The organism is Variovorax sp. GW821-FHT10B04, assembly GCF_059415645.1.
Window position 1 is genome coordinate 1 of the sequence record NZ_JBWKNQ010000013.1, and the last position, 24547, is coordinate 24547.

22 protein-coding genes are annotated in these 24547 nt (G+C 65.6%); 2 read left to right on the forward strand and 20 right to left on the reverse strand.

What is annotated here, in order from left to right; all coding sequences use genetic code 11:
* On the forward strand, nucleotides 1-428 hold a 428-nt coding region (locus AC07PZ_RS25700), incomplete at its 5' end, for a hypothetical protein (RefSeq protein WP_495297998.1).
* Here the strand turns inward: AC07PZ_RS25700 and AC07PZ_RS25705 are convergent.
* From AC07PZ_RS25705 to AC07PZ_RS25750, 10 genes are all read right to left on the reverse strand, one after another.
* The gene (locus AC07PZ_RS25705; RefSeq protein WP_495297999.1) at nucleotides 394-1299 is read right to left on the reverse strand and encodes an EamA family transporter; all 906 of its coding nucleotides are present in this window, start codon (nucleotides 1297-1299) and stop codon (nucleotides 394-396) included. The two genes, AC07PZ_RS25700 and AC07PZ_RS25705, sit on opposite strands and share 35 nt — an antisense overlap.
* Nucleotides 1296-2303, reverse strand: coding sequence for a CobW family GTP-binding protein (locus AC07PZ_RS25710; protein WP_495298000.1), 1008 nt, complete (start codon nucleotides 2301-2303; stop codon nucleotides 1296-1298). The genes AC07PZ_RS25705 and AC07PZ_RS25710 overlap by 4 nt, the downstream gene beginning before the upstream one ends.
* Nucleotides 2300-3949 (reverse strand): amidohydrolase, encoded by a 1650-nt coding sequence (locus AC07PZ_RS25715; RefSeq protein ID WP_495298001.1) that lies wholly within the window; start codon nucleotides 3947-3949, stop codon nucleotides 2300-2302. The genes AC07PZ_RS25710 and AC07PZ_RS25715 overlap by 4 nt, the downstream gene beginning before the upstream one ends.
* 34 nt (nucleotides 3950-3983) lie before the next feature.
* Entirely contained in the window at nucleotides 3984-5054 is a 1071-nt protein-coding gene (locus tag AC07PZ_RS25720) for an ABC transporter ATP-binding protein (protein WP_495298002.1), read from the reverse strand.
* Between the two features lie 76 nt (nucleotides 5055-5130).
* Nucleotides 5131-6144 carry an ABC transporter ATP-binding protein gene (locus tag AC07PZ_RS25725; RefSeq protein ID WP_495298003.1) on the reverse strand — a complete coding sequence of 338 codons (1014 nt, stop codon included), beginning with the start codon at nucleotides 6142-6144 and terminating at the stop codon, nucleotides 5131-5133.
* The gene (locus AC07PZ_RS25730; protein ID WP_495298004.1) at nucleotides 6144-7031 is read right to left on the reverse strand and encodes an ABC transporter permease; all 888 of its coding nucleotides are present in this window, start codon (nucleotides 7029-7031) and stop codon (nucleotides 6144-6146) included. Before AC07PZ_RS25730 ends, AC07PZ_RS25725 begins: the two co-directional genes overlap by 1 nt.
* 1 nt (nucleotide 7032) lies before the next feature.
* Nucleotides 7033-8010 (reverse strand): ABC transporter permease, encoded by a 978-nt coding sequence (locus tag AC07PZ_RS25735; protein ID WP_495298005.1) that lies wholly within the window; start codon nucleotides 8008-8010, stop codon nucleotides 7033-7035.
* Between the two features lie 27 nt (nucleotides 8011-8037).
* Complete coding sequence (locus AC07PZ_RS25740; RefSeq protein WP_495298006.1) at nucleotides 8038-9633, reverse strand: ABC transporter substrate-binding protein; 1596 nt, start codon at nucleotides 9631-9633, stop codon at nucleotides 8038-8040.
* 165 nt (nucleotides 9634-9798) lie between these two features.
* On the reverse strand, nucleotides 9799-11199 hold the full coding sequence (locus tag AC07PZ_RS25745; protein WP_495298007.1) for an NAD(P)/FAD-dependent oxidoreductase: 1401 nt from the start codon (nucleotides 11197-11199) through the stop codon (nucleotides 9799-9801).
* The gene (locus AC07PZ_RS25750; RefSeq protein WP_495298169.1) at nucleotides 11196-11591 is read right to left on the reverse strand and encodes a nuclear transport factor 2 family protein; all 396 of its coding nucleotides are present in this window, start codon (nucleotides 11589-11591) and stop codon (nucleotides 11196-11198) included. The genes AC07PZ_RS25745 and AC07PZ_RS25750 overlap by 4 nt, the downstream gene beginning before the upstream one ends.
* Nucleotides 11592-11799: 208 nt before the next feature.
* Here AC07PZ_RS25750 and pdxR point away from each other — a divergent pair, with 208 nt between their 5' ends.
* Nucleotides 11800-13326 carry a MocR-like pyridoxine biosynthesis transcription factor PdxR gene (gene pdxR / locus AC07PZ_RS25755; RefSeq protein WP_495298008.1) on the forward strand — a complete coding sequence of 509 codons (1527 nt, stop codon included), beginning with the start codon at nucleotides 11800-11802 and terminating at the stop codon, nucleotides 13324-13326.
* Nucleotides 13327-13380: 54 nt separating this feature from the next.
* Here pdxR and AC07PZ_RS25760 read toward each other — a convergent pair whose 3' ends face one another.
* From AC07PZ_RS25760 to AC07PZ_RS25805, 10 genes are all read right to left on the reverse strand, one after another.
* The gene (locus AC07PZ_RS25760; RefSeq protein WP_495298009.1) at nucleotides 13381-14370 is read right to left on the reverse strand and encodes a branched-chain amino acid ABC transporter permease; all 990 of its coding nucleotides are present in this window, start codon (nucleotides 14368-14370) and stop codon (nucleotides 13381-13383) included.
* Between the two features lie 12 nt (nucleotides 14371-14382).
* Nucleotides 14383-15258 (reverse strand): branched-chain amino acid ABC transporter permease, encoded by an 876-nt coding sequence (locus tag AC07PZ_RS25765; protein WP_495298010.1) that lies wholly within the window; start codon nucleotides 15256-15258, stop codon nucleotides 14383-14385.
* Between the two features lie 69 nt (nucleotides 15259-15327).
* A complete protein-coding gene (locus AC07PZ_RS25770) occupies nucleotides 15328-16521 on the reverse strand; it encodes an ABC transporter substrate-binding protein (RefSeq protein WP_495298011.1) in 1194 nt (397 codons plus the stop codon).
* 48 nt (nucleotides 16522-16569) lie between these two features.
* Nucleotides 16570-17763: an ABC transporter substrate-binding protein gene (locus AC07PZ_RS25775; protein WP_495298012.1), complete on the reverse strand. Its 1194-nt coding sequence runs from the start codon at nucleotides 17761-17763 to the stop codon at nucleotides 16570-16572.
* Between the two features lie 31 nt (nucleotides 17764-17794).
* Complete coding sequence (locus tag AC07PZ_RS25780; RefSeq protein ID WP_495298013.1) at nucleotides 17795-18502, reverse strand: ABC transporter ATP-binding protein; 708 nt, start codon at nucleotides 18500-18502, stop codon at nucleotides 17795-17797.
* An 86-nt stretch (nucleotides 18503-18588) separates the two neighbouring features.
* Complete coding sequence (locus AC07PZ_RS25785; protein WP_495298014.1) at nucleotides 18589-19359, reverse strand: ABC transporter ATP-binding protein; 771 nt, start codon at nucleotides 19357-19359, stop codon at nucleotides 18589-18591.
* A gap of 231 nt (nucleotides 19360-19590) precedes the next feature.
* Nucleotides 19591-21150, reverse strand: coding sequence for a DHA2 family efflux MFS transporter permease subunit (locus tag AC07PZ_RS25790; protein WP_495298015.1), 1560 nt, complete (start codon nucleotides 21148-21150; stop codon nucleotides 19591-19593).
* 17 nt (nucleotides 21151-21167) lie between these two features.
* The gene (locus tag AC07PZ_RS25795) at nucleotides 21168-22505 is read right to left on the reverse strand and encodes an HlyD family secretion protein (RefSeq protein ID WP_495298016.1); all 1338 of its coding nucleotides are present in this window, start codon (nucleotides 22503-22505) and stop codon (nucleotides 21168-21170) included.
* Between the two features lie 26 nt (nucleotides 22506-22531).
* Nucleotides 22532-23989, reverse strand: a complete 1458-nt coding sequence (locus tag AC07PZ_RS25800; protein WP_495298017.1) for an efflux transporter outer membrane subunit — start codon at nucleotides 23987-23989, stop codon at nucleotides 22532-22534.
* 20 nt (nucleotides 23990-24009) lie between these two features.
* A complete protein-coding gene (locus AC07PZ_RS25805) occupies nucleotides 24010-24540 on the reverse strand; it encodes a MarR family winged helix-turn-helix transcriptional regulator (RefSeq protein WP_495298018.1) in 531 nt (176 codons plus the stop codon).
* Nucleotides 24541-24547: the final 7 nt, after the last annotated feature.

Sequence of the window (24547 nt, forward strand, 5' to 3'; positions counted from 1 at the left end):
TTGAAAATTTCTTTTCAAACAACTTCCAGAATCTCCAATCAATTCGACTACCGAATCAACCAGCAACCCCTTCCGCTGAGCCTCGAATTATGACACAGTTTTTAAACCGCAGTCAAACTATTTTCTCGACCCCCACACCCAACAAATCCACCCAGCCCTCTCAGCACAACACCAGTTCCACCAGCATCGCACCAACACCAAGCAACTTGTTCAGCGCAGCCTTCGATTATGACACGAAAATCTCAAGCGAACAGCCGCGTCGCGTTGCCAGACCAAATATTTCATCTCACACTTGGTTTCCGGCAACAGCCTCGCTGCTCACGAAGCACGTGCCTGGCCGCGGAGCACCTACCCCACGGCGCTACGCAACGCCCCTGGACGCAGACATACAGCTCAACGCCTCTTCGTCCACCATCCACCGAACATGACAACAACGAGCGCAGCGACGACACACGCACTGCCCGCCCACTGCCATGACGTGACATGTTCACCCAGCGTGAGCATGCCGGCGGCAAGGCCGATGACGGGCACGCCAAGGCTGAATGGCGCCACCCGATTTGCAGGGTGCCGTTTGAGTAGCCATGTCCACAGCGCGTAGGCCGCGACAGTGGCGAACCATCCCAGATAAGCCACGCCAAGCCACGCGCCCGGGCTCGCGTGCATCCAGTTCCACCGTACGCCAACAGGGTCGAAGAGCCAAGCCATCAACGCGAATGGAAGGATCGGCACCAACGACATCCAGACCACGAACTGCAAGGCGTCGTATCCAGGTTGCGCCTGCTGTGCCTTGCGAGCGATCACATTGGATGCCGCCCACATGCTCGCGGCGAACAAGTTCAGCAGAAGGCTCGCCAGAGTGATGCCACCCGTGGCATCGCCTGCAATGAAGTTGGCTGCGAAACAGGCCAATCCGATCGCAGCCAGCGCCAGGCCGATGCGCAGTTGACCACTGAGTCGTTCGTTCAGCAGCACCACGCCCATCAGCGTCGTGAAGAACACCTGGGTCTGCATCAACACGGACGCCAGTGCAGCCGTCATGCCAATCTGAAGCGCCACGAACAACAGTCCGAACTGGCCGAACTGTGCGAGTCCGGCCGGAACCAGCCAACGCCAGGAGAGCTTGGGGCGCTTCACGAACAGCAGCAGCGGCAGCACCGCAAAGAGGTACCGAAAGGTGCCCAGCTGGAAAGGCGTGAAGTCGCGCAGCGAATACTTCATGGCCACGAAGTTCAATCCCCAGATGACGACGACGCCAAGTGCCGCGAACAGATCGCGGCCGACGAAAGGTGTGCTCTTCATGCAATGCAGCCCATTCTTGCGGGCAGCGCCGCGTCTTCAAATCCGTGCATCAGATCGGCGACCGGCAGTACACCGCGCAGACCAATAGCCACCACCGTTCCTGCCGCAGTCATCGATGCGCCGCGTGCCAGGCGCAGCGAACCGTGTCGACCGGCAAATTGGAGCTCGGCCAGCGCATGCTCATCCGTGCGGACCAGCCCCTTCAGCCGCAGCACGCCGCGCGGCATGGATTTGAGCAACGCGCGCAACGCCTTCGCGCGAAACACCGGTGCATCCTGCAGCGCCCAGGTGTCGAACAGATCACCGTGACGCGCATGAGCATGCAGCGCGTGGTCACGCCCGCCGTGATCTGCGCAACCCGTGCAAGCTGCGGCATGGTGTTGCAGCGGCATGCCCAGCAGATCCGAGGGTATGCGCCCGAGCGAAGTCTCGTAACGCGGCGTACCTGGCGCCTGCGCATCGAGCCATGCGCGCAGAGACATCAACTCGACATCGCTGGACTGATCGCACTTGTTGATCACCAACAGATCGGCCGCCGCCAACTGCCGCGCGACGGTATCGGCCAAAAGCGGATCAGCCGCTTGCGACTGCACCGCGGCCGCATCGACGAGCACCAACACCGATTCCAGCGAAAGCGCGGGATCGGTCAGACCGACCTGCGCGATGCGCCATGGATCCGACACGCCGCTCGCTTCGATCACGATGGCATCAGGCGGCGTCGGCGACTCGATCACACCGATCAGCGCAGCCGTGAGGTCGTCGCCGATCTGGCAGCAGACGCAGCCGTTGGTCAATTCGATCGCACCAGCGTCCTGCGTTGCGATCAGCGCCCGATCGATGTTGATCGCGCCGAAGTCGTTCACCAGCACGGCGATGCGTCGTCCACCGGCCTGCATCAGCAGATGATTCAGCAACGTGGTCTTCCCGGCACCCAGGAAGCCACCGATCACGGTCAGCGGAATGCGTGCGGCACCAGGCGCGGCACCCGCGATCTGTACGCTCATGCCGCCACCGGCAGCGCAATCACGCGCCCGCCAATGACCGTGCCGGTAATACCGATGTCCTTGAGCGCGATCGGCTCGACGGCCAGCGGGTCTTCTTCGAGCACGCAGAAGTCGGCGAACTTGCCGATGTCGATCGACCCGACCAGATGGTCCATCGACAGCGTGAACGCCGCGCCCATCGTGATCGCATAGAGCGCGTCCTTCACGGAGATGCGCTCGGCTTCGCCCAGTTGCCGGCCCGACGAGGTGATTCGATTGACCGCGCACCACGCAGTGAACAGCGGCCCCAGCGGCGTGATCGGCGCATCGGAGTGAATCGCCAACGGCACGCCATGTGCCAGCGCCGTGGCGCAGGCATCCATGCGGAACGCGCGGTCCGGCCCCATCGTCAATTCCCGGTGCGCATCGCCCCAGTAGTAGATGTGATTCGCAAACAGGTTGGCGCAGACGCCGAGTTCGGCCATGCGGCGGAACTGCGCGGCATCGGCCATCTGGCAATGCTGCAGCGTGTGGCGATGATCAGCGCGCGGATGCGCCTCGAGCGCTTCCTGAATGCCGTCGAGCGCGACCTCGGTCGCCTCGTCGCCGTTCGTGTGGATGTGCAGCTGGAAGCCGGCGGCGTGGAAATGCGAGATGGTCGCCTTCAACTCGGCAGGCGGAAGAATCCAGATGCCGTTCGGTGCGCCATTGAAGTAACCAGGCCAGCGCACGCGCGCCGTGAAGCCCTGGATCGATCCGTCGGCCACGATCTTCACGAGCCCGTAGTGCAGCTTGTCATTGCCGGCCGCCATGCGCGCGCGAATCCGTTCGGCGCCCTGCTCGCGGCCCGTGTTGCCATCCATGCTGATGTAGGCCGGAACGAAGCGCACCGGGAAATCCTCTTCGGCCGTCACGGTCGCCATCGCGTTGTGGTTCGGGTCGGACAGGTCGTTGACCAGGTCCGTTGCCGTCGTCACGCCCGCGAGTTGCGCCATCTGCCCGAAGAGCCGCAGGCTGTCGGGAGACGAACCCGCGACGCGGAAGATGTTGCCCGTCAACCGGGTGATCGGGAACATCGCGGCAAACTCCTGCAGTTCACCGGTAGGCTCGCCATCCTCGAAACGCGCGATGCCTTCGATCTCGATGTCACGCGTGATGCCTGCCTGCGCCATCGCAGCCGAGTTCACGTTCATCAGATGCTGGCTGGCATGCAGGATGACCACGGCACGCGTGGTCGAGACCTGATCGAGATGCTTCACGGTCATCCGTTCGCTGCCGAAGAAGATCGGATCGAAACCCCAGGCCAGCAGCGGTGCATTCGGGTCGGCCATCGACGCGGAGATCTTCGCCAGCCGGGCGATCACCTCGTCGAAGTTGACGCAGCCGGTCCAGACCTTGCCGTCGGGCGCCGTGCGCGCATGGAAACCCACGAAGGGAAACTTCCACAAGCCGCCAGCCATCAGGTGCGAGTGGCCTTCGACCAGGCCCGGCATCAACACCTTGTCGGCAAACCGGGTGTCGAGGGTGTAGTCGCCCCAGGCGCCCATGCGCGCCAGGTCGCCCACCGCCAGCACCTTGCCCTCGCGGACGGCCACATGCGTGGCCTCCGGCTGCATCGGGTTCATGGTGAGGATCTTGCGGGCCTGGAAAACGGTGGTGACGGTCATGGCGATAGCGAACGGTTCGGAATGGAAGAAGGACTCAAGCGGCCAGCGGCATCGCTGCCGGCGCGATCACGGGCAGCGACAGCGGTGCGATCGCGCGGCCATCGATCAGCTCGACCCGGCGGCAACGAACCCAATGGTCGGGCTGGATCTGCACCAGCGGTGGCAGCGCTTCTGCGCAGGCAGGCTCGGCGACCGGGCAGCGGCCTGCAAAGCGGCAACCCGGCGGAGGCGAGATCGGGCTCGGCGGATCGCCGATCAGCTTGATGCGCTGCGCAGCACGTGCCCGGCCGCCCTTGACATCGGGCACGGCGGACATCAACGCCACGCTGTAGGGATGCAGCGGCCGTGCAAAGAAGGCCTTGCGCGGCGCGCGCTCGACGATCTGCCCGAGGTACATCACGGCGATCTCGTCGCAGATGTGCTCGACCACGGCCATGTCGTGCGAGATGAAGAGATAAGTCAACCCCAGCTCGCGCTGCAGCTTGGCCAGGAGATTCAGGATCTGCGCACGGATGGCGATGTCGAGTGCCGACACCGGCTCGTCGCACACCACCAGCTCCGGATTCGTGGCCAGCGCGCGCGCGATGTTGATGCGCTGCCGCTGACCGCCGGAGAACTGATGCGGGAACAGGTTCTTCTGTTCGGGACGCAGGCCGACCGCGGTGAAGAGTTCGTCCACGCGGCGCGCCCGCTCATCGGGCGTGCCGATCTTCATCAGATCGAGCGGTGCACGCACCGCCTCGCCCACGCGCTGGCGCGGGTTGAGCGACGAATAGGGGTCCTGAAAAATGATCTGCAGCCGACGGCGCGCTTCACGCATCGCATCGTCGCCAAGCAGGCTGAGGTCGGTCGCGCCCAGGCGGATGCTGCCGCCGGTCACGGGCGCAAGCCGCATCACCGCGAGCGCGGTCGTCGTCTTGCCCGACCCCGATTCGCCGACGACAGCCAGCGTCGTGCCGCGGCGGACATCGAAGGACACGCCGTCGACCGCCTTCACGACCTCCGGCGGCTTGAACATGCCTGCGGACGGCCGCGGAAAATGCACCTGGAGATCGGTGACGCTGAGCAGTACCGGCGAGCGGGATGTCGTTTCTTCGTGGGGCATGGTGTGATCTCTCACTGGTCTACCTTCGGCTCCGCCCCTGGCGCGGGCGTGCCTGGGTCGGCGCGGCGTGCGGCGCTCATGCCGCGAGCGCCTCGGCGGGATGGGCGAGCTCGTCGAGCAACCAGCAGGCAGCACCGTGCCGGCCGCCATCCACGGCGGCGAACAGCGGCGGCACCTGGGCACAACGCGCATGTGCATGCGGACAACGTTCGCGAAAGGCGCAACCGGTGCCGAGCTCCCAGATCGACGGCACCACGCCGCTGATCTCCTTCAGCTCAGCGCGCTCGCCAAGCTGGCTGCTGCCGAGTTCGGGCAGGCAGGCGATCAGGCCCTGCGTGTACGGATGTTGAGGGTTCGAGATCACCTGGTCGGTGGTGCCTTGCTCGATCACGCGGCCGGCGTACATCACGATCACGCGATCGGCCATCTCGGCGACCGCGCCCATGTCGTGCGTGATCAGCACGATCGCCGTGCCCTTCTCGCGCTGCAGCTCGCGCAGCAGGTCGAAGATCTGCGCCTGCACGGTGACGTCCAGCGCCGTGGTCGGCTCGTCGGCGATCAGGATGTCGGGCTGGCAGGCCAGCGCGATCGCGATCATCACGCGCTGCCGCATGCCGCCCGAGAGCTGGTGCGGGTACTCGTCGACGCGCCGTTCCGGCGCCGGAATGCCGACCTGGCGCAGCATGTCGATGGCACGCTCGCGCGCACCCTTCGCGTCCAGGCCGCGGTGCAGCCGCAGCGATTCGGCGATCTGGTCGCCGACCGTGAAGACCGGGTTCAACGAGGTCATCGGCTCCTGAAAGATCATCGAGATGCGATTGCCGCGCACCTGCCTCATGCGCTCGGGCGCGGCCTTCAGCAGGTCTTCACCCTGGAACAGGACGCGCCCGGCAGCCACGCGACCGGGCGGCATCGGGATCAGGCCCAGCAGCGCCAGCGCGGTCATGCTCTTGCCGCAGCCGGACTCGCCGACCACGCACAGCGTCTCGCCGGGCTCGAGCTCGAAGTCCACGCCATTGAGCACCAGCGCCTGGCCGCGGCGCGTCTTGAATTCGACCTTCAGGTCTTCGACCTTGAGCAGGGCAGTCATCAACGTTCCCTCAGCTTGGGGTTGAGCGCGTCGTTCAGGCCGTCGCCGATCAGGCTCACGGCGAGCACGGTCAGGAAGATCGCAATGCCCGGGAAAGCCACAGCCCACCAGCACGACAGCACGTACTGCCGGCTCGAGCCGATCATCATTCCCCAGCTCATCTGGTTCGGGTCGCCCAGGCCGAGGAAGGACAGGCCCGCCTCGAACAGGATGGCGGCACCGACGGCCAGCGTGGCCGAGACGATCAACGGTGCAAAGGCGTTCGGCAGGATCACCTTCCAGATGATCCGGGCGTTGCCGGCCCCGATCGCGCGCTCGGCACGCACGAACTCCAGGTCGCGGTAGCGCATGAACTCGCCACGTGCCAGCCGCGCGGTACCCGGCCAGCTCACCAGGCCGATCGACAGCGTGACCGTGACCAGCGACGGCGAGAACAGCGTGACCACCACCATCGCGAACAGCAGCGCGGGCAGCACCTGGAAGAACTCTGTCACGCGCATCAGCACGCCGTCGACCCGGCCGCCGTAGTAGCCGGCGAACGCACCGATCGTGATGCCGATCAGCACCGACAGCAACGCCGAGACGGCACCGACCAGCAATGTCGCGCGGCCACCGTACAACAGCGAGATCATCACGTCGCGGCCCAGATAGTCGGTGCCGAACCAGGCGTCGGCGGTACCTGGCGGCGTGAGCGGCGCGGCACGGATCTCGAACGGATCGGCGACGTAGAGCATCGGCCCGAAGACCGCGAGCAACACGATCACGCCCAGCATCACGAGCCCGACGACGGCGGACGGATTGCGCACGAACATGCGCAGCGCTTCGGTGAAAGGCGATGGCGCCTTGGCGACCGGCGCACCGGGGCGAAGAGGAAGAGAGGCGCTCATATCAGCGGGCCTTGATGCGAGGGTCTACCAGGCGGTAGCAGAGGTCGGTGAGCTGGTTCATCACCAGCACCACCACCGAGGCGAACAGCAGCACGCCCAGCACGGTCGGATAGTCGCGGCGCAGCACCGCCTCGAACGCGAGCCGGCCCAGGCCGGGCCAGTTGAAGACCGTCTCGACCAGGATGGCACCCGCCATCACGTTGCCGAACTGCAGCCCGAGCACGGTGATGACCGGAAGCACCGCATTGCGCAGCGCGTGCTTGTAGAGAACGAAGCGCTCGGCCAGGCCCTTGGCGCGTGCGGTGCGGATGTAGTCCGCGCCGAGCACTTCCAGCATGCTGGCGCGCGCCAGCCGGCTGTATTGCGCGAGATACACCAGGCCGAGCGTGATCGACGGCAGCACCAGGTGATGTGCGACGTCGATCACATCGGCCAGACTGCCGGCGCCGCTCGAGTCGATGGCGCGCATGTCCGAGATCGGAAAGATCGGAAACGCCGCTGCGAACACGATGACCAGCATCATCCCGGTCCAGAACACCGGCGCCGCAAAGCCGACCATCGACAGCACCGTGATGGCCTGCGACAGCCAGCCGTTGGGCTTGCGTGCCGCCAGAACACCCAGCGCCGTGCCGGCCAGAAAGGCCCAGAGCACCGAACACAGGACCAGCAACAGCGTGGCCGGAATGCGGTCGGCGATCAGGCCCGAGACCGGCAGATTGAAGAAGTACGAATAGCCCAGGTCGAGCTGCGCGACGCGCACGAGGTACACGCCGAGCTGCACGGGCAAAGGCTTGTCGAGCCCGTAGCTCTGCCGCAGCTCGGCCTTGAGTTCCTCGGACATGCCGCCGCTGGCACCGGCAATGGTCTCGACCGGATCGCCCGGCGCGGCATGCACCAGGGCGAAGTTGAGCACCACGACCGCGATGACCAGCATCAGGGCCTGCAGCAGGCGTTGGGCGATGAAGCGCAGGACGTTCATGGAAGTGGCCGGCTCAGGTCGTGTCGCTTACTTGAGGTAGACCTCGTCCATGGGCGACACCGGGCCCCAGATCGTGGTCGGCACGTTGCCCACCTTCTTGGTCGTCGCCGTGTAGTAGGGCGTGAGGTTGATGTAGACGATCGGCACGTCGTCGGTCACGAGCTTCTGGAAGGTCGCGTAGTACGCCTTGCGCTTGACCGGGTCCAGCAGCGAGCCGGCCTGGTTCAGCAGCTCGTCGACCTTCGGGTTGTTGTACGACTGGGTGTTGGTCCAGATGATCGGCTTGATGTTGCTCGACAGGTAGGTGCGGTGCACGCCGATCACCGGATCGCCCCAGTTGAAGACCGTGTCCATCGTCATGTCGAAGTCGTGCGAGGCGATGCGCTTGGCCCAGGTCGGGAAATCGGCCGAGGCGCGGACCTCGACCGTGATGCCGACCTTCTTCAACTGCGAGCGCACGTACTCCGCCACGTTCTTCTGCTGTTCGTCACCGCCCGGCAGATAGTCGATGGTGAGCTTCAGGCGCTCGCCGTTGGCCGCGGGCTTGTAGCCTGCTTCATCGAGCAGCGCCTCGGCTTTCTTCAGGTCGAGCGGGTACTTCACCAGATCCGGAACGGCGAACGGACTGCCCGGCACGATCGGGCCGTCGGCCGGCGTCGCGAAGCCGCCCATCAAGGCCTTGGTGATGAAGTTCTTGTCGATCGCCGAGGCGATGGCCTTGCGCACCTTCACGTCCGCCAGCGGCTTGCGTTCGAGGTTGAAGGCCAGCCAGTTGATCGATCCGATGCCTTCGAAGCCCTTGTCGGTCAGGTCGATCTTCGGGTTCGCCTTCAGGCGCTTCAGGTTCACCGATGCCGTGACGTACGGCAGCATCTGGATGTCGCCACGCTCCAGGCCCAGCAGCAGGCTGGTCTCGTCCGGCGAGATCGAGAAGATGATCTTGTCGAGATAGGGCTTGCCGGGCAGGAAGAACTTGTCGAACTTCTCCAGCACGATGCGCTGGCCGGGCTTGAACTCGACCAGCTTGAACGGGCCGGAGCCGACCACGTTCTCGGCGTTGCGCGGGTTGGTCTTCAGGTCCTTGCCATCGCCGTAGATGTGCTTCGGCAGGATGGGGCACAGCGCCGGCGACATGGCCAGCACGATCGCCGGGTGCGGCGTGCTCATGCGGATGATCGCGGTGTACGGATCGGGCGTCTCGACCTTCTCCACCGGACCCATCATCGTGGCGAACGGATGGTTGGCCTTGATCTGCATGATCGAGAAGGCCACGTCTTCCGAGGTGATGGGCTTGCCGTCGTGGAACACCGCGTCCTTGCGCAGGTTCAGCGTGAGCGACTTGCCGTCCTCGGCCAGCTTCCACGACTCGGCCAGATAGGGCTGCGGGTTCCACTTGTCGTCGAAGCGCAGTGGGCTGGCGAACAGCTGGGTCGATGGCAGGGCCGTGGCCAGACCCGACTGCACGGCGCCATTCAGGTGGCGCGGCGCCTGCGTGCTGCCGATGACGAGCGTGCCGCCCTTCTTGATCTCCTGGGCTTGCGCGGCCAACGGCAGTGCACCGAGCGTGAAGGCAATGGACGCGGCGGCACATAGCGCGCGGCGAGTGAAAGCGTTGACGGTCATGTCGGGTTCCTCGGTTTCAAAAAAAGCTGCAAAGAGAAATCGCTTGTGCGTTCAAGCATGCAAGTGGAATTGCGCAAGATGCATTCCATCGGGCCGAATCGGGTGGAGCCAGTGCCGACCTATCGATGGAGCCAGCGGCGTAGCACCTTCGGCCGGACGGCCTGTTCAGAGCACCTCGTCGCGCAGGTGGTACCAGTGGTAGAGCATGCTCTGGCCGAAGCGGCGGAAGGGCGCAGCCCATTCACCCTGCGCCGGAAACTGCAGCGGGCTGTCGTAGATCGGCAGGTCGAATGCCGCGTCGTCCTGGCCCGCGATGCGCTGGGCCATGCGGCGCCCGGCGTGCGCGGAGAAGGACACGCCATTGCCGCCGTAACCCAGCGCATAGAAGACGCTCTGCTTCGCATCGGGCTGCACGATGCGCGGCATCATGTCGTGCGCGACATCGACCCAGCCCCACCACGAGTAATCGATCTGGATGCCCTTGAGCGGCGGAAACTTGCGCGCCAGGCCATCGACCAGCAACGCATAGTGGCTGGCACGGTGCGCGTCGGCGCCGGTGATGGCGCTGCGGCTGCCGATCTGCACGCGGTTGTCCGGCAGCAGTCGGTAATAGAAGCGCAAGGTGCGCGTGTCGGTGATGGCCTCGTGCGTCAGGAAGTTGGTCGCCGCCAGTTCCGCAGGCGTCAATGGCCGCGTGACGATCGAGTTCGACAGCACCGGGAACACGCGGTTCTTCAACGTCGGATGCAGGTGCTGCGCGGTGTAGGCACCGGTGGCGATGCCGACCGTCCTCGCGCGCACCGTGCCGCCCGGCGTCTTCAGGTGGTGCACGCCGTTCTTCGTTTCCCAGCCGATCACCGGACTGGACGGATGCACGCGCGCACCACCTTCACGGGCCCGGCGCAGGTAGCTGTACGCCAGCTTCAGCGGATGCACCGAGATGCCTTCGGACTCGTGCATCGCGCCAGCGGCATCCCGGTCGTTGCAGTACCGCGCATGCACCTCGTCGGCTGTCAGCATGTGCGCGTCATAGCCGAACTGATCGCGCATCACGCGCGTCTCGTTCTCCAGGAACGCCATCTTCTTCTGGCGATGCGCGATATACAGATGGCCGCCAGGCTGCGCATCGCAATCGGCCTCGGCGACCAGATCCTTGAAGGTCTGGAAGCCATAGCGGATCTCCGCATCGAGCCGGCGTGCGGTCGCAATGCCCCAGCGCTCGATCCATTGCGAGCGATAGAGCCGACCGCTCGCGTTCTGGCCCTGTCCGCCGTTGCGGCTGGTGCAGCCCCAGGCCACGCGGTTGGCTTCGAGCACCAGCGCCTTGATGCCGTGTTCCTTGGCCAGGAACAACGCGGTGGCCAGGCCGGTGAAGCCCGAGCCGATGATGACGACGTCGGCGTCGACATCGCCAGCGATCGGCCCGTCGTCGTCCGGCGCCGGGCCGGCGGTGGCGGCCCAGTAGGTCGGCGCGTAGTCGCGGTTGTGGCCCGGGCCATCCGACACCAGCGGATCGTAGGCAGGGTCGTAAGGCGCGAACAGCTCGCGCGGCGTGGCGATGCTCATCGCGTCACCGTCTTGCGGAACACGTTCTTGACGAGGATCTTGCCGTCCTTGAAGGTGAAGAGGTCGACGCCGTTCGACGCGATCGCGGAGCCATCGGCCGCGGTGCCGGTGAAGGTCCATTCCGACACGCCGCGATCGCCCGCCACCCAGTGATGGCCGTTGCGCCATTGCGCATCGGGCACGTTGATCCAGGCCGACTCGAAGGCCTTGGCCACGGCCTCGTGCCCCTGGTGGCGCACGCCGAACGGGTTCGGTCCGGCGGCGGCCTCGAACACGCAGTCGGCATGCATGAAGGACATCAGCGCGGGCAGGTCGTGGCGATTCCACGCGTCGGAAAAGGCGGCGAGCGTGGCGGTGGTGACTTCGGTGTTCAAACGGGGCTCCTGGGCCATTCGGGCCATGGGTTGTCAGCGGGAAAACCCGTCGACAAGCGGGGCTTGCCAGAGGGCTTTCAAAGGATGGCCAAAGGTTAAGCTCGGCCTTTTCGTCCTCATAGAGCCAGCCCGCAGCCATCGTGAAAGCCAGACGCGCCATCCCATGCACCATCGCCGTTGCCATGCACATGCATGGTGCGCCGCGTCACGTCGGCACAGGCAGGCCATGAGCGCGCGACCACCGGCCAGCAGTCCGCTGTGGGCGCAACTCTTCGCGCTGGATCACGGTGCGGGCCTGCCGCTTCAATCGCGGCTGCGGTTGAAGATCGTCCAGGCCATCCTCGACGGCCGGTTGCCATCCGGCGCGGCCCTGCCTTCTTCGCGCGACCTGGCGCAGACGCTCGGCCTCAGCCGCAACACCGTGACGGCCGTCTACCAGCAACTGGTCGACGAGGCCTACCTGGAATCCCGTCCTCGCTCGGGCGTGTTCGTGCGCGAGGACGCACGGCCGGCGTCGATCCGCGAGACCGATCACCTCGTGGATCCCTTCGTTCGGGACGGCGCCGACCAGGGCACCCAGCCGGTCTGGGCGACACGCGTGCTGCGCTCGCTGCGCGATCAGCCGACCCTGTCGAAGCCCGAGCACTGGCGTGCGATGCCCTACCCCTTCGTCTACGGCACGCACGACGCCCAGCAGTTTCCGACCGAGGACTTCCGCGAATGCTGCGTGCGCAGCCTGGCGCGCTCGCAGTTGCCGAGCTGGACGCCCGACTTCGAGACCGAGGACGCGCCCGACCTGATCGAGCAGATCCGTACGCGGCTGCTGCCCAAGCGCGGCGTGTTCGCCTTGCCGGAAGAAATCCTGGTGACGGTCGGCGCGCAGCATGCGTGCTATCTGGTGGCCGAAGCGCTGTTCGACCGCGGCACGCGTGTCGGCTTCGAGGAGCCCGGCTATCCGCATGCGCGCAACGCGTTCTCGCTGCGCACTTCGCAGATCGTCGGCATCCCGGTGGACGAAGAAGGCCTGGTGGTCGAGTCGCTGCCGGCGCTCGACTATGTGTTCGTCACGCCCTCGCACCAGAGCCCAACCACGCACACGCTGAGCCTGGAACGTCGCCAATGGCTGCTGCGCAAGGCGGCGTTGCAGGACTTCGTGGTGATCGAGGACGACTACGAGGCCGAGAACCTCTATGCCGGCGAACCGATGCCCGCGCTCAAGAGCCTCGACAAGACCGGCCGGGTGATCTACATCGGCTCGCTGTCGAAGAGCCTGTCACCCGCGCTGCGGCTCGGCTACATCGTGGCGCAGAAGGAGTTCATCAGCGAGTTGCGCGTGCTGCGGCATGCCATGGTGCGGCACCCGAGCGCCTTCCTGCAGCACGCGTATGCCCTGTTCCTGTCGCTGGGCCATCACGACTCGCATGCACGCCGCGTCAACCAGGTGCTGATGCCGCGCATGGAGGCCACGCTGAAGGCACTGGCCGAACACCTGCCTGAATTCGAGTGCACGCTCGCACAGGGCGGCGCATCGGTCTGGGTGCAGGCGCCGGCATGGCTGGACGGCGGCGCACTGGCCATTCGTGCGCGCGAGCATGGCGTGCTGATCGAACCGGGCGATGTGTTCTTCGCGCAGCCGCCCCGGCCCTGCCCCTACTTCAGGTTGAGGCTGTCGTCGATCGAGGTGACGCAGATCGAGCCGGGGATTCTTGCGCTGCGCGAAGCGGTGCGTGCGATGGCGCGAGAACGCAGCTGAGCCGATCGCGCCCGTTGCGGCGGCGGCCCGGGCGGCCCGCGGCGCCTCGTCGAGTCAGTGCCGCGCCCTGCCCCTGCGGCGGTCCACGAACGCGATGATCTCGCCCATGATCCCCCGGCGGAAGGCCAGCACGCAGACCACGAAGATCAAGCCGGTGACCATGGTCACCGACTCACCCAGCGTGTTGAACCAGTCGATGGTCGTGAGGCGCGCCACCAGGCTGCCGAACTCGCCGATCTTGTTCTCCAGCAGCACGACCACCGCCGAGCCGACCAGCGGCCCGGACAAGGTGCCGAGCCCCCCGACCAGCGTCATCAGGATGACCTGGCCCGATGCGGTCCAGTGCACGTCGCTGAGCGTCGCGAAACCGAGCACCAGCGTCTTGAGCGAACCGGCCAGCCCCGACATGGCCGCCGAGATGACGAAGGCCAGCAGCTTGAAGCGGCTCACGTCGTAGCCCAGCGACAGCGCACGCGGCTCGTTCTCCTTGATGCCCTTGAGCACCTGTCCGAAGGGTGAATGGATCGTTCGCACGATCAGCAGGAACGCGGCGACCACGACGACCAGCACCACGTAGTACATCGCGAGGTCGTTCGACAGATCGAGCACGCCGAACAGCTTGCCGCGCGGCACGCTCTGCAGGCCGTCCTCGCCGCCGGTGAACTTGGCCTGGAGCGCGACGAAGAACATCATCTGCGCAAGCGCCAGCGTGATCATCGCGAAGTAGATGCCCTGGCGGCGGATCGCCAGGATGCCGAAGATCCACCCCAGCAAGCCGCCGAACACCGTCCCGGCGATCAGGCCGAGTTCGGGGGTGAAGCCCCAGGCCTTCATCGCATAGCCGGCCACGTAGGCCGAGCCACCGAGAAACGCCGCGTGGCCGAACGACAGGAGGCCGGTGTAGCCCAGCAGCAGATTGAAGGCAGAGGCGAACAGCGCGAAGCACAGGAGCTTCATCACGAACACCGGATAGGCACCGAGGAACGGCGCCAGCACCAGCGCGATCAGCAGCAGGCCGTAGATGGCGACAGAGATTTTTTTCATGCGGCGGCCGACTTACTTTTCTTTTCCGAACAGTCCCGCGGGGCGAATCAGCAGCACGACGACCATGATCACGAACACGACGGTGGACGACGCCTCGGGATAGAAGACCTTGGTCAGGCCCTCGATCACACCCAGGCCGAGACCCGTGAGGATCGCGCCCATGATCGAGCCCATGCCCCCGATCACGACGACTGCGAACACCACGATGATCAGGTTCTGCCCCATCAGCGGCGTGACCTGGATCACGGGCGCGGCCAGCACGCCGGCAAAGGCCGCGAGCGCTGCGCCGAAGGCATAGGTCAGCGTGATCATCAGCGGCACGTTCACGCCGAAGGCCTCGACCAGCCGCGGGTTCTCGGTACCGGCACGCAGGTAGGCGCCGAGCCGGGTCTTCTCGATGATGAACCAGGTGGCGAAGCAGATCACGAGCGATGCGACGACCACCCAGGCCCGGTAGTTGGGCAGCACCATGAAGCCGACGTCGGTGGCGCCGGACAGCGCGTCCGGCGCGTCGTAGCCCAGGCCCGAAACGCCGTACACCGAACGAAACACGCCCTCGATCAGCAGCGTGAGGCCGAGCGTGAGCAGCAGGCCGTAGAGATGGTCGAGCTTGTAGATCCAGCGCAGCAGGAAGCGCTCGATCAGCACGCCGAACAGGCCGACGACGATCGGCGCGGCAATCAGCATCACCCAGTAGTTGATGCCGAAATACTCCATGGCCATCCAGCTGAGGATCGCCCCCAGCATGAACAGCGCGCCGTGCGCGAAGTTGATGACGTTGAGCAGGCCGAAGATCACCGCCAGCCCGAGGCTGAGGATCGCGTAGAACGACCCGTTGACCAGCCCGAGGAGGAGCTGGCTCAACAAGGCTGGGAGCGAGAGGGTCATGGATTCAGGGGACGCTTCAGAGACTGTCGTGGGACCGGGCGGGCGCCGCAGCGCCACACCCGGACGTCGTCATTTCCAGAGGCTGCACTTGCTCTCGGCCTTGGTCGTGTAGACCTGATCGCCAGGCAGCTTCGAGACCACCTTGTAGTAGTCCCACGGCTCCTTCGACTCGGCCGGCGACTTGACCTGCACCAGGTACATGTCGTGCACGAAGCGGCCATCCGGACGCACCACGCCCTTGGCGTAGAAGTCGTCGATCGGCGTCTTCTTGATCTGCGCCATCACCGTGTCGGCGTCGATCGTCTTGGCCGCCTGCACGGCCTTCAGGTAGGTCATGGTGGCCGAGTAGTCCGCTGCCTGGATGTCGGTCGGCATGCGCTTGGTCTTCTCGAAGAACTTCCGCCCGAAGGCGCGCGTCTTGTCGTCGAGATTCCAGTCCCAGCTCGTCGTGAGCAGCAGGCCTTCGGTGTTCTTCAGGCCCAGGCTGTGGATGTCGGTCACGAAGACCAGCAGGCCGACCATCTTCATGGTCTTGTTGATGCCGAACTCCTTGGCCGCCTTGATCGCGTTGATCGTGTCGCCGCCGGCGTTGGCCAGCGCCAGCACCTGCGCCTTCGAGTTCTGCGCCTGCAGCAGATAGGACGAGAAGTCCGAGGTGTTGAGCGGATGCTTCACGCTGCCCAGCACCTTGCCGCCCTTCTCGTTCACGACCTTGGTCGCGTCGGCTTCCAGAGCCTGCCCGAAAGCGTAGTCGGCCGTCAGGAAGTACCAGTTCTTGTCGCCCCGCGCGATGACTGCGCTGCCGGTTCCCTTGGCGAGCGCAACCGTGTCGTAGGCATAGTGCACGGTGTAAGGGCTGCACTGCTCGTTGGTGAGCGCCGAGCTGCCTGCGCCGTTGACCATGAAGACGCGCTTCTTCTCCTGCGCGACCTTGGCCATGGCGAGACCGGTGCCCGAGCTGGTCCCGCCGAACAGCATCGTCAGGCCCTGCGTGTCGATCCACTCGCGCGCCTTCGACGCGGCGATGTCGGCCTTGTTCTGGTGATCCGCCGACAGCAGCTCGATCGGCATGCCGTTGACCTTGCCGCCGAAGTCGTCGATGGCCATCTGGATGGCCAGCGCGCCGTTCTTGCCTTCCACGTCGGCGTAGAGGCTCGACATGTCGGTGATGAAGCCGATCTTCACCTTGTCCTGCGCCTGCGCACCTGCAGCGGCGAGCGCGGCAGCGAGAGCAACGGCGGAAAGCGCAATGGTCTTTTTCATGATCGTTGTCCGTTCAGGAATGGGCAGTGAACCGGTCGACGCGTCGCGTCACTTCCAGAGCTCGCACTTCGTTTCGGCCTTGGTCGTGAAGACCTGATCGCCCGGCAGCTTGGTCACGACCTTGAGGTAGTCCCATGGCTTCTTCGACTCCGCAGGCGACTTGGCCTCGACCAGGTACATGTCGTGGATGAAGCTGCCGTCGGCGCGGATCTGGCCCTTGCCGTAGAAGTCGTCGATCTTCATGCTCTTGAGCTGCGCCATGACCTTGTCGGCATCGGTCGTCTTGGCGGCCGCCACGGCCTTGAGGTAGGTGGTGGTTGCCGAATAGTCGGCGGCCTGCACGTCGGTCGGCATGCGCTTGGTCTTGTCCCAGAACTTCTGAGCGAACTTGCGCGTGTCGTCGTTCAGGTCCCAGTACCAGCTGGTCGTGTGCAGCAGCCCTTCGGTGTTCTTGAGCCCGAGGCTGTGGATGTCGCTCAGGAAGACCAGCAGGCCGGCCGTCTTCATGGTCTTGTTGATGCCGAATTCCTTGGCCGCCTTGATCGCGTTGATCGTGTCGCCGCCGGCATTGGCCAGGCCGAGGATCTGCGCCTTGGAGTTCTGCGCCTGCAGCAGGAAGGACGAGAAGTCCGAGGCATTCAGCGGATGGCGCACCGCGCCGACCACCGTGCCGCCCTTGGCCTTGACGACCGTCGTGGTGTCGGCTTCGAGCGCCTGGCCGAACGCATAGTCGGCCGTCAGGAAGAACCAGGTCTTGCCGCCCTTGTCGACCACCGCACTGCCGGTGCCCTTGGCCAGCGCGACCGTGTCGTAGGCATAGTGAACGGTGTAAGGCGAGCAGGCCTCGTTGGTGAGCGCCGACGTGCCGGCGCCGTTGTTGAAATACACGCGCTTCTTCTCCTGCGCGACCTTGGCCATCGCCAGTGCCGTGCCGGAGTTGGTGCCACCGAACACCATGGTCACGCCTTGCGTGTCGATCCACTCGCGGGCCTTCGACGCCGCGATGTCGGCCTTGTTCTGGTGGTCCGTCGACATCAGCTCGATCGGCTGGCCCAGCACCTTGCCGCCGAAGTCGTCGATCGCCATCTGGATGGCCAGCGCGCCGTTCTTGCCTTCCACGTCGGAGTAGAGACTCGACATGTCGGTGATCAGGCCGATCTTGACCTTCTCCTGCGCTTGCGCGGCGGAAGCGAGCGCCAATGCGCCAATGGCCAGGGTGAGTGCGGTGAGTTGTTTTTTCATGTGTGTCTCCATCCAGTCATCAACAAGGGAATTAAACGCCAAGCAATTCCTTGAGCACGGGCATCTTCGATTCGAGTTCGGATGCGCCGAACTTCTCGACGATGCGTCCGTGCTCCATCACGTAGAAGCGGTCGGCCAGCGGGGCCGCGAAGCGGAAGTTCTGTTCGACCATCACGACCGTGTAGCCCTTGCTGCGCAGCGTCTGGATCATTCGCGCCAGCGCCTGCACGATCACGGGCGCGAGGCCTTCGGAAATCTCGTCGAGCAGCAGCAGCCGCGCCCCGGTGCGCAGGATGCGCGCGACCGCCAGCATCTGCTGCTCGCCGCCCGACAGGCGCGTGCCCTGGCTGTTGCGGCGCTCGGCCAGGTTGGGGAACATCTCGTAGATCTCGTCGACCGACATGCCCGCGCCCATGCCCTTGAGGGCCGGCGGCAGCATCAGGTTCTCCTCGGTCGACAGGCTCGCGAAGATGCCGCGCTCCTCCGGGCAATAGCCGACGCCGAGATGCGCGATGCGGTAGGTCGGCAAGCCGATGGTCTCGACGCCGTTGACCTGGATGCTGCCCTTGCGAGCGCCCGTCAGGCCCATCACGGCACGCATGGTGGTCGTGCGGCCCGCGCCGTTGCGGCCCAGCAGCGTGACGACCTCGCCCGGCTGCACGACCAGGTCGACGCCATGCAGCACATGCGACTCGCCGTACCAGGCCTGCAGGCCCTTGATTTCCAGAGCTGCCGTCATGAGGCCTCCCGCCGGGCGGCCCCGAGGGAGGCCTGCGCCTCCTCGGGCGACAGAGAACGACACGAAGTGCGGAGCGTGGGATTCATTCAGTGGGCTCCCGCCAACTGGCCGTCTGTCGTGCCCATGTAGGCCTCCATGACCTGCGGATTGCGCGACACCTCGGCATACGGGCCTTCGGCCAGCACCGCGCCGCGTTGCAGCACCGTGATGGTGTCGGCGATGGTCGAGACCACGCTCATGTTGTGTTCGACCATCAGGATGGTGCGGCCGACCGAGACCCGCTTGATGAGTTCCGCCACGCGGTGCACGTCTTCATGGCCCATGCCCTGGGTCGGTTCGTCGAGCAGCATGAGTTCGGGCTCCATGGCCAGCGTGGTCGCGATCTCGAGCGCACGCTTGCGGCCATAGGGCAGGTTCACGGTCTGCTCGTCGGCCAGCTCCTCGAGGCCGACCTCGGCGAGCAGCGCCCTCGCCCGCGCGTCGAGCGGCTTGAGCGATTTTTCGCTCTTCCAGAAGTGGTACGACGTGCCGAGCGCACGTTGCAGGCCCAGACGCACGTTCTCCAGCAGCGTGAGATGCGGGAACACGGCGGAGATCTGGAACGAGCGGATGATGCCGCGCCGCGCGATCTGCGCCGGCCGCTCGCGTGTGATGTCCTGCCCGTTGAACAGGATCGTCCCCGAGGTCGGTTCGAGGAACTTGGTGAGCAGGTTGAAGCAGGTCGTCTTGCCCGCGCCGTTCGGGCCGATCAGCGCATGGATGGAACCCCGGGCCACGGAAAGGTCGACCTTGCTGACCGCCGTGAAGCCCTTGAATTCCTTGGTGAGCTGACGTGTTTCGAGGATCGTGTCGCTCATCTCGCGCGGCTGCCTTGGGGTTGTGGGAAGAGGTCGGTCATGCGGTCCATCTGCTGCGCTCCATCCGAACGCCGAGGGCATTGTTGACGGCCGCCGAAGCCTTGCGTACTGGGGCAAATGCCTATGCTGCACTGCAACCAAGCGGGCGCGCCCTGCCCTTTGCGCACCCAAAGAAAAAGGCGGCCGAAGCCGCCTGTTTTCCAATCCGAGTAAACCCGCTGTCAGCCGCCCTCAGTGCGCGCCGGCGGCCGCGTCGGCGTTGCCGCCGCCACGCGCCGGCCGCGCCAGCCAGACCAGCGGGATCAGCAGAACGAAGAGCAAGGCCGATGCGTAGAACACGTCGTTCGACGCCAGCATGAAAGCCTGCTGATCGATCATGCGGGCGATCTGTGCGAGTACCTGGTCGTTGCTGAAACCGCTGCTGGTCAGGTTGTTGATGGTGCTCATCGCCGCGGCATTGCCGTTGTTGATCGATTCCGACAGCTGCGCGTGGTGCAGGGTCGCTCGGTTGTCCCACACGGTCGTGACGATCGACGTGCCCATCGCGCCTGCGGTGATCCGCAGGAAGTTCGACAGGCCGGACGCGGCAGGGATGCGATCGGGCGTCAGGCCGGACAACGTGATCGTCACCAGCGGGATGAAGAAGAACGCCATCGCCACCCCCTGGATGATGGTCGGCACCATGATCGTCGCGATGTCCGCCTGGGTGCTGAAGCGCGAGCGCATGAACAGCACCAGCGCAAACACCAGGAACGAGAAAGTCACGTACCGACGTGGATCGACCTTGCCGACCGTCATTCCGACGATCGGTGACAGCACGATCGCCAGCAGCCCGACCGGTGCCAGAACGATGCCCGCCAGCGTCGCGGTGTATCCCATGTACTGCTGCAGCCAGAGCGGCAGCAGCACCACGTTGCCGAAGAACAACCCATAAGCCACGGCGGTCGCGACCGCACCCGACCAGAAGTTGCGGCGCTTGAACAGCGACAGGTCGACCACCGGATGCTCCTCGGTCAACTCCCAGACGATGAAGAAGGCGAAACCAACCACCGCCACGACGGCCATCGCGATCACCTCACCCGAATGGAACCAGTCGAGCTCCTTGCCCTTGTCAAGCATGAGTTGCAGCGACCCGACCCACAGCACCAGCAACGCCAGTCCTATCGAATCGATCGGCAGGCTCTTGGTCGGGCTGTCGCGCTTGCGAAAGATGACCCAGGTGATGCCAGCCGCGAACAAGCCCACCGGAATGTTGATGTAGAAGATCCACGGCCACGAGATGTTGTCGGTGATCCAGCCGCCAAGCAGCGGCCCCATCACCGGCGCGACCAGCGTGGTCATGGCCCACATCGCCATCGCCAGCCCGGCCATGGCGCGCGGATAGCTCGCCAGCAGCAGCGTCTGCGACAACGGAATCATCGGACCGGCGACGAAGCCCTGCAGCGCGCGGAACCCGATCAGGGTCGTCATGTTCGGTGCCAGGCCGCACAGCCAGGAGCTGATGATGAACAGCAGCACGCTGGTCATGAACAGGCGCACCTGGCCGAAGCGCTGGGTGAGCCAGCCGGTGAGCGGCACCGCGATGGCGTTGGCCACCGCGAAGCTGGTGATCACCCAGGTGCCCTGGGTCGAGCTCACGCCGAGGTCGCCGGATATCGCGGGCAGCGACACGTTGGCAATCGACGAATCGAGCACGTTCATGAAGGTCGCGGCCGACAGCGCGATCGTGCCCCATACGCGGGCCGAACCTTCGAGCGGCGCGTAGGGTGTGTGGGCGGGAGCGGTAGCCATCGCGCGTGCGCCAGCTCTCAACCGCGCGTGGCCTGCATCGCCAGCTTCGCACCCGGACCGCTCGAAGCGGAAGGATGCGGGGCGGGAGCTGCCTCGGGCGCGACGGGGGCTGCACGCGTCGCGGTCGGCGTGGACGCACGTCCGAGATTGGCCGCGATGATGCGCTGCACTTCAGCGTCGGCACCGTTGTCGAAGCCGGCGTAGACCTGGGTCTGCGCAAACGGCGTGGCGCGCGGCGCCTCGGCCAGCGACTTGCCGTCCTTGGTGGTCACGTCGACCACGGCGTCCATCGACAGGCCGACGCGCAGCGGGTTGGCCTTGAGCTGCTCCGGATCGAGCGAGATGCGCACCGGGACACGCTGCACCACCTTGATCCAGTTGCCGGTCGCGTTCTGCGCGGGCAGCAGCGCGAAGGCCGCGCCGGTGCCGATGCCCAGGCCGGCCACCTTGCCGGTGTATTCGACCTTCTTGCCGTACAGGTCGGCCGTCAGCTTGACCGGCTGGTCGATGCGGATGTTGCGCAGCTGCACTTCCTTGAAGTTGGCGTCGACCCACAGCTGGTTCAGCGGCACGACCGACATCAGCGGCGTGCCCGCGGCAACGCGCTGGCCGAGCTGTACGGTACGGCGAGCGACATAGCCGTCGACCGGTGCCGGCAGCGTGGCGCGCTGCGTGGCGAGCCATGCTTCACGCACCTTGGCGGCCGCAGCCAGCACGCTCGGGTGCTGCTCGACACTCGTGCCCTCGGTCAACGACTGGTTGCTGGTGAGCTGCTCGCGCGCCGCTGCAACGCCGGCCTGCGCTGCAGCCAGCGCGCTCTTGGCGTTGGCGACTGCGGTTTCGGCGTGGTTCAGTTCTTCCTTGGACACCGCACCGTTGCCCGTCAGGGCCTGCCGGCGCTTCAGGTCGTCCTGCGCGCGAGCGATGTCGCTCTGCGCGCGGACGATGTCCGCCTGCTTCAAGGTGACCTGCGCGGCCAGCGAGCCGTTGTTGGCGTACAGCGTGCGAACCTGGCGCACCGCCTGCGCGAGCGCGGCCTCGGACTGCTCGAACGCGACCTTGGCATCGGCCGGGTCGAGCTGCACGAGCGGTTGGCCGGCCTTCACGAAGTCGGTGTCGTCCGCCGTGATCGCCATCACGGTGCCCGCCATCTGCGGCGTGATCTGGATCACGTTGCCCTGCACATAGGCGTTGTCGGTGTCTTCGTAGTGGCTGAGCACGAGCCAGTCATAGAGACCCCAGCCCGCGCCGGCAACGATCACCACGGCGGCAAGTGCCGTCAACGCACGGCGGCGCTTGGTATTGGGAACCGGCGCGGCTGCGGCCGGGGCGGCGTTGGAAGTGTTGTTGTCCATTTTGATTTCCTTCGATTCGGCGGTGTTCAGTGAGCGGCGCTTGCCGCGGATTCGGTGCTGCTGGCGACGACGGCGCCGGGCTGCCAGCCACCGCCAAGTGCGCGCGCCAGTCCGACCTGGGTGTCGAGCGCGCGGGCGCTGAGGTCGACGGCCAGACGGCGCTGGGCCAGCACGGCGGTCTCTGCGGTCAGCACGTTGAGGTAGTTGCCGAGGCCGGCGCGATAGCGCTGCACCGCAATTTCATAGGCGCCTTCGGCGGCTGCCTGGGCATCGCGCTGTTCGGTCTGCTGGCGGCCGATCGACTGGGCGCTGCTCACGAGATCGGCGACATCGCGCACCGCGTCGAGCACGCTCGCGTTGTAGCTCTCGATGGCGGCATCGAGGTCGGCCGTCTTGCCGCGCAGATTGGCACGCAGCTTGCCGCCTTCGAAGATCGGAAGGCGCACCGCCGGGCCGACGCCCCACTGCTGGCTGCCGGACTTGAGCAGGTTGTCGAGGCCGATGCTCTGGAAGCCTGCAAAGGCCACCAGATTCACGTTGGGATAGAACAGCGTCTTTGCGTTTCGGACATCGCCCGCGGCGGCTTCCACACGCCAACGCGCGGCAGCGATGTCCGCGCGGCGGCCCAGCAGATCGGCCGGAATGCTCGCCTGCAATGCCATGCCGTGAACCTTGGCGAGTGCCGGCGGCGCCATCGATTGCGTCGCGCCGGGCTGGCCGACCAGTGCATCGAGTGCGTGCTGTGCCAATGCAACCTGCTCGTTGAGCGCTTCGATCTGCTGGCGCGCCTCAGGCAGGCCGCCTTCGCTCTGGCGCAGCTCCAGCCGCGTGTCGAGTCCGGCCGATACACGATCGCGCACCAGCTTCAGCGTCTCGTCGCGTTGAGCGAGCGTGCGCTTGGCCACGACGAGTTGCTCCGACAGCCGCGCCCACTGGAAGTAGCTGCGTGCGACGTTGCTGGCCAGCAGCACGCGGGCGGCGTCCAGATCCGCCGCCGCCGCGTTGGCCGCACCGATGGTCGCTTCGAGCGCGGCCTTGTTCTTTCCGAAGAAGTCGATTTCCCAGCTGCCGTTGAGCTGCAGCGTGCCGATGTCCTGCACCGAGCCGCCAAGCGGCGACGGATAGATGTAGTTGCCGCTGAATTTCTGGCGCGTCATGTCGAGCGAGCCATTGAGTTGCGGCTTGTCGGCCGCTTCGGCCGCAGACGTTGCCGCCTGCGCCCGCTGCAGCCGGGCCTGCGCGATGCGCAGGTTGGGGCTGCCGGCCGTCGCCTGATCGACCAGCGCGCTCAGCTGAGGATCGTCGAAGCTGCGCCACCATTGGGCGTCGATCGCCGGGACGGCGGCAGCGCCGGGCGCGGCGTCGAGGCCGAGCGAGCCCGGATCGCGCAACGTGGCCTGTTGCGTGACATGTCCCATGTCGGCACAACCGGCCAGTGCGAGCGCCAGGACGGCCGCCGCGATGCCCGTGGTTCGGCCAGGCATGTGTTGAGGAAGGAATCGAATCATTTTTTTTCTCCACGGGCGGCAAGCGCCTGGGCGTTATCAAGAATGCGGCGCAGGTAGCTCTTCAGCTGTTCCCACTCTTCGGTGCTGAAACCGGCCAGGTGCTCGTTCTGCACACGGCTCAGGACATGCGGCACTTCCTTTGCGGCAGTGCGGCCTTCTTCAGTCAATTCGATGTGCACGACGCGGCGGTCTTCGACGGACCGAACACGGCGGCAGAGGCCCTTGGCCTCGAGCCGGTCGAGCAAGCGGGTCATGGCACCCGTATCGAGCAGGCACTCGCGCGCGAGCTCGGCCACCGTGGTGGCCTTGCCGGTATGGATTTTGTAAAGCGGTACCCACTGGGGGTACGTCGGGCTGCCGGGATCGCAGATCTGCATCTCGATCGACTGGCCCACGGCCGCCATGATGCGCCGCATCATGTAGCCGATGCTCTCTTCGGCGTTGTAGTTCTCCGCCTGATAGAAGCATCGAATCTCCCGCGCAGGGGCTTCGGGCGTCGCGTCTGCTGTGTGCGGGTCATTTTGCATGGGCCGG

Bases quoted from the DNA above. Each gene is read 5' to 3' on its own strand.
- AC07PZ_RS25790 (WP_495298015.1), bottom strand. From the start codon at position 21,150: ATGGCTACCGCTCCCGCCCACACACCCTACGCGCCGCTCGAAGGTTCG.
- AC07PZ_RS25805 (WP_495298018.1), bottom strand. From the start codon at position 24,540: ATGCAAAATGACCCGCACACAGCAGACGCGACGCCCGAAGCCCCTGCG.
- AC07PZ_RS25710 (WP_495298000.1), bottom strand. From the start codon at position 2,303: ATGAGCGTACAGATCGCGGGTGCCGCGCCTGGTGCCGCACGCATTCCG.
- AC07PZ_RS25740 (WP_495298006.1), bottom strand. From the start codon at position 9,633: ATGACCGTCAACGCTTTCACTCGCCGCGCGCTATGTGCCGCCGCGTCC.
- AC07PZ_RS25730 (WP_495298004.1), bottom strand. From the start codon at position 7,031: ATGAGCGCCTCTCTTCCTCTTCGCCCCGGTGCGCCGGTCGCCAAGGCG.
- AC07PZ_RS25770 (WP_495298011.1), bottom strand. From the start codon at position 16,521: ATGAAAAAGACCATTGCGCTTTCCGCCGTTGCTCTCGCTGCCGCGCTC.
- AC07PZ_RS25760 (WP_495298009.1), bottom strand. From the start codon at position 14,370: ATGAAAAAAATCTCTGTCGCCATCTACGGCCTGCTGCTGATCGCGCTG.
- AC07PZ_RS25720 (WP_495298002.1), bottom strand. From the start codon at position 5,054: ATGCCCCACGAAGAAACGACATCCCGCTCGCCGGTACTGCTCAGCGTC.
- AC07PZ_RS25780 (WP_495298013.1), bottom strand. From the start codon at position 18,502: ATGACGGCAGCTCTGGAAATCAAGGGCCTGCAGGCCTGGTACGGCGAG.
- AC07PZ_RS25795 (WP_495298016.1), bottom strand. From the start codon at position 22,505: ATGGACAACAACACTTCCAACGCCGCCCCGGCCGCAGCCGCGCCGGTT.
- AC07PZ_RS25750 (WP_495298169.1), bottom strand. From the start codon at position 11,591: ATGGCCCAGGAGCCCCGTTTGAACACCGAAGTCACCACCGCCACGCTC.
- AC07PZ_RS25705 (WP_495297999.1), bottom strand. From the start codon at position 1,299: ATGAAGAGCACACCTTTCGTCGGCCGCGATCTGTTCGCGGCACTTGGC.
- pdxR (WP_495298008.1), top strand. From the start codon at position 11,800: ATGAGCGCGCGACCACCGGCCAGCAGTCCGCTGTGGGCGCAACTCTTC.
- AC07PZ_RS25735 (WP_495298005.1), bottom strand. From the start codon at position 8,010: ATGAACGTCCTGCGCTTCATCGCCCAACGCCTGCTGCAGGCCCTGATG.
- AC07PZ_RS25765 (WP_495298010.1), bottom strand. From the start codon at position 15,258: ATGACCCTCTCGCTCCCAGCCTTGTTGAGCCAGCTCCTCCTCGGGCTG.
- AC07PZ_RS25775 (WP_495298012.1), bottom strand. From the start codon at position 17,763: ATGAAAAAACAACTCACCGCACTCACCCTGGCCATTGGCGCATTGGCG.
- AC07PZ_RS25725 (WP_495298003.1), bottom strand. From the start codon at position 6,144: ATGACTGCCCTGCTCAAGGTCGAAGACCTGAAGGTCGAATTCAAGACG.
- AC07PZ_RS25785 (WP_495298014.1), bottom strand. From the start codon at position 19,359: ATGAGCGACACGATCCTCGAAACACGTCAGCTCACCAAGGAATTCAAG.
- AC07PZ_RS25800 (WP_495298017.1), bottom strand. From the start codon at position 23,989: ATGCCTGGCCGAACCACGGGCATCGCGGCGGCCGTCCTGGCGCTCGCA.
- AC07PZ_RS25715 (WP_495298001.1), bottom strand. From the start codon at position 3,949: ATGACCGTCACCACCGTTTTCCAGGCCCGCAAGATCCTCACCATGAAC.
- AC07PZ_RS25745 (WP_495298007.1), bottom strand. From the start codon at position 11,199: ATGAGCATCGCCACGCCGCGCGAGCTGTTCGCGCCTTACGACCCTGCC.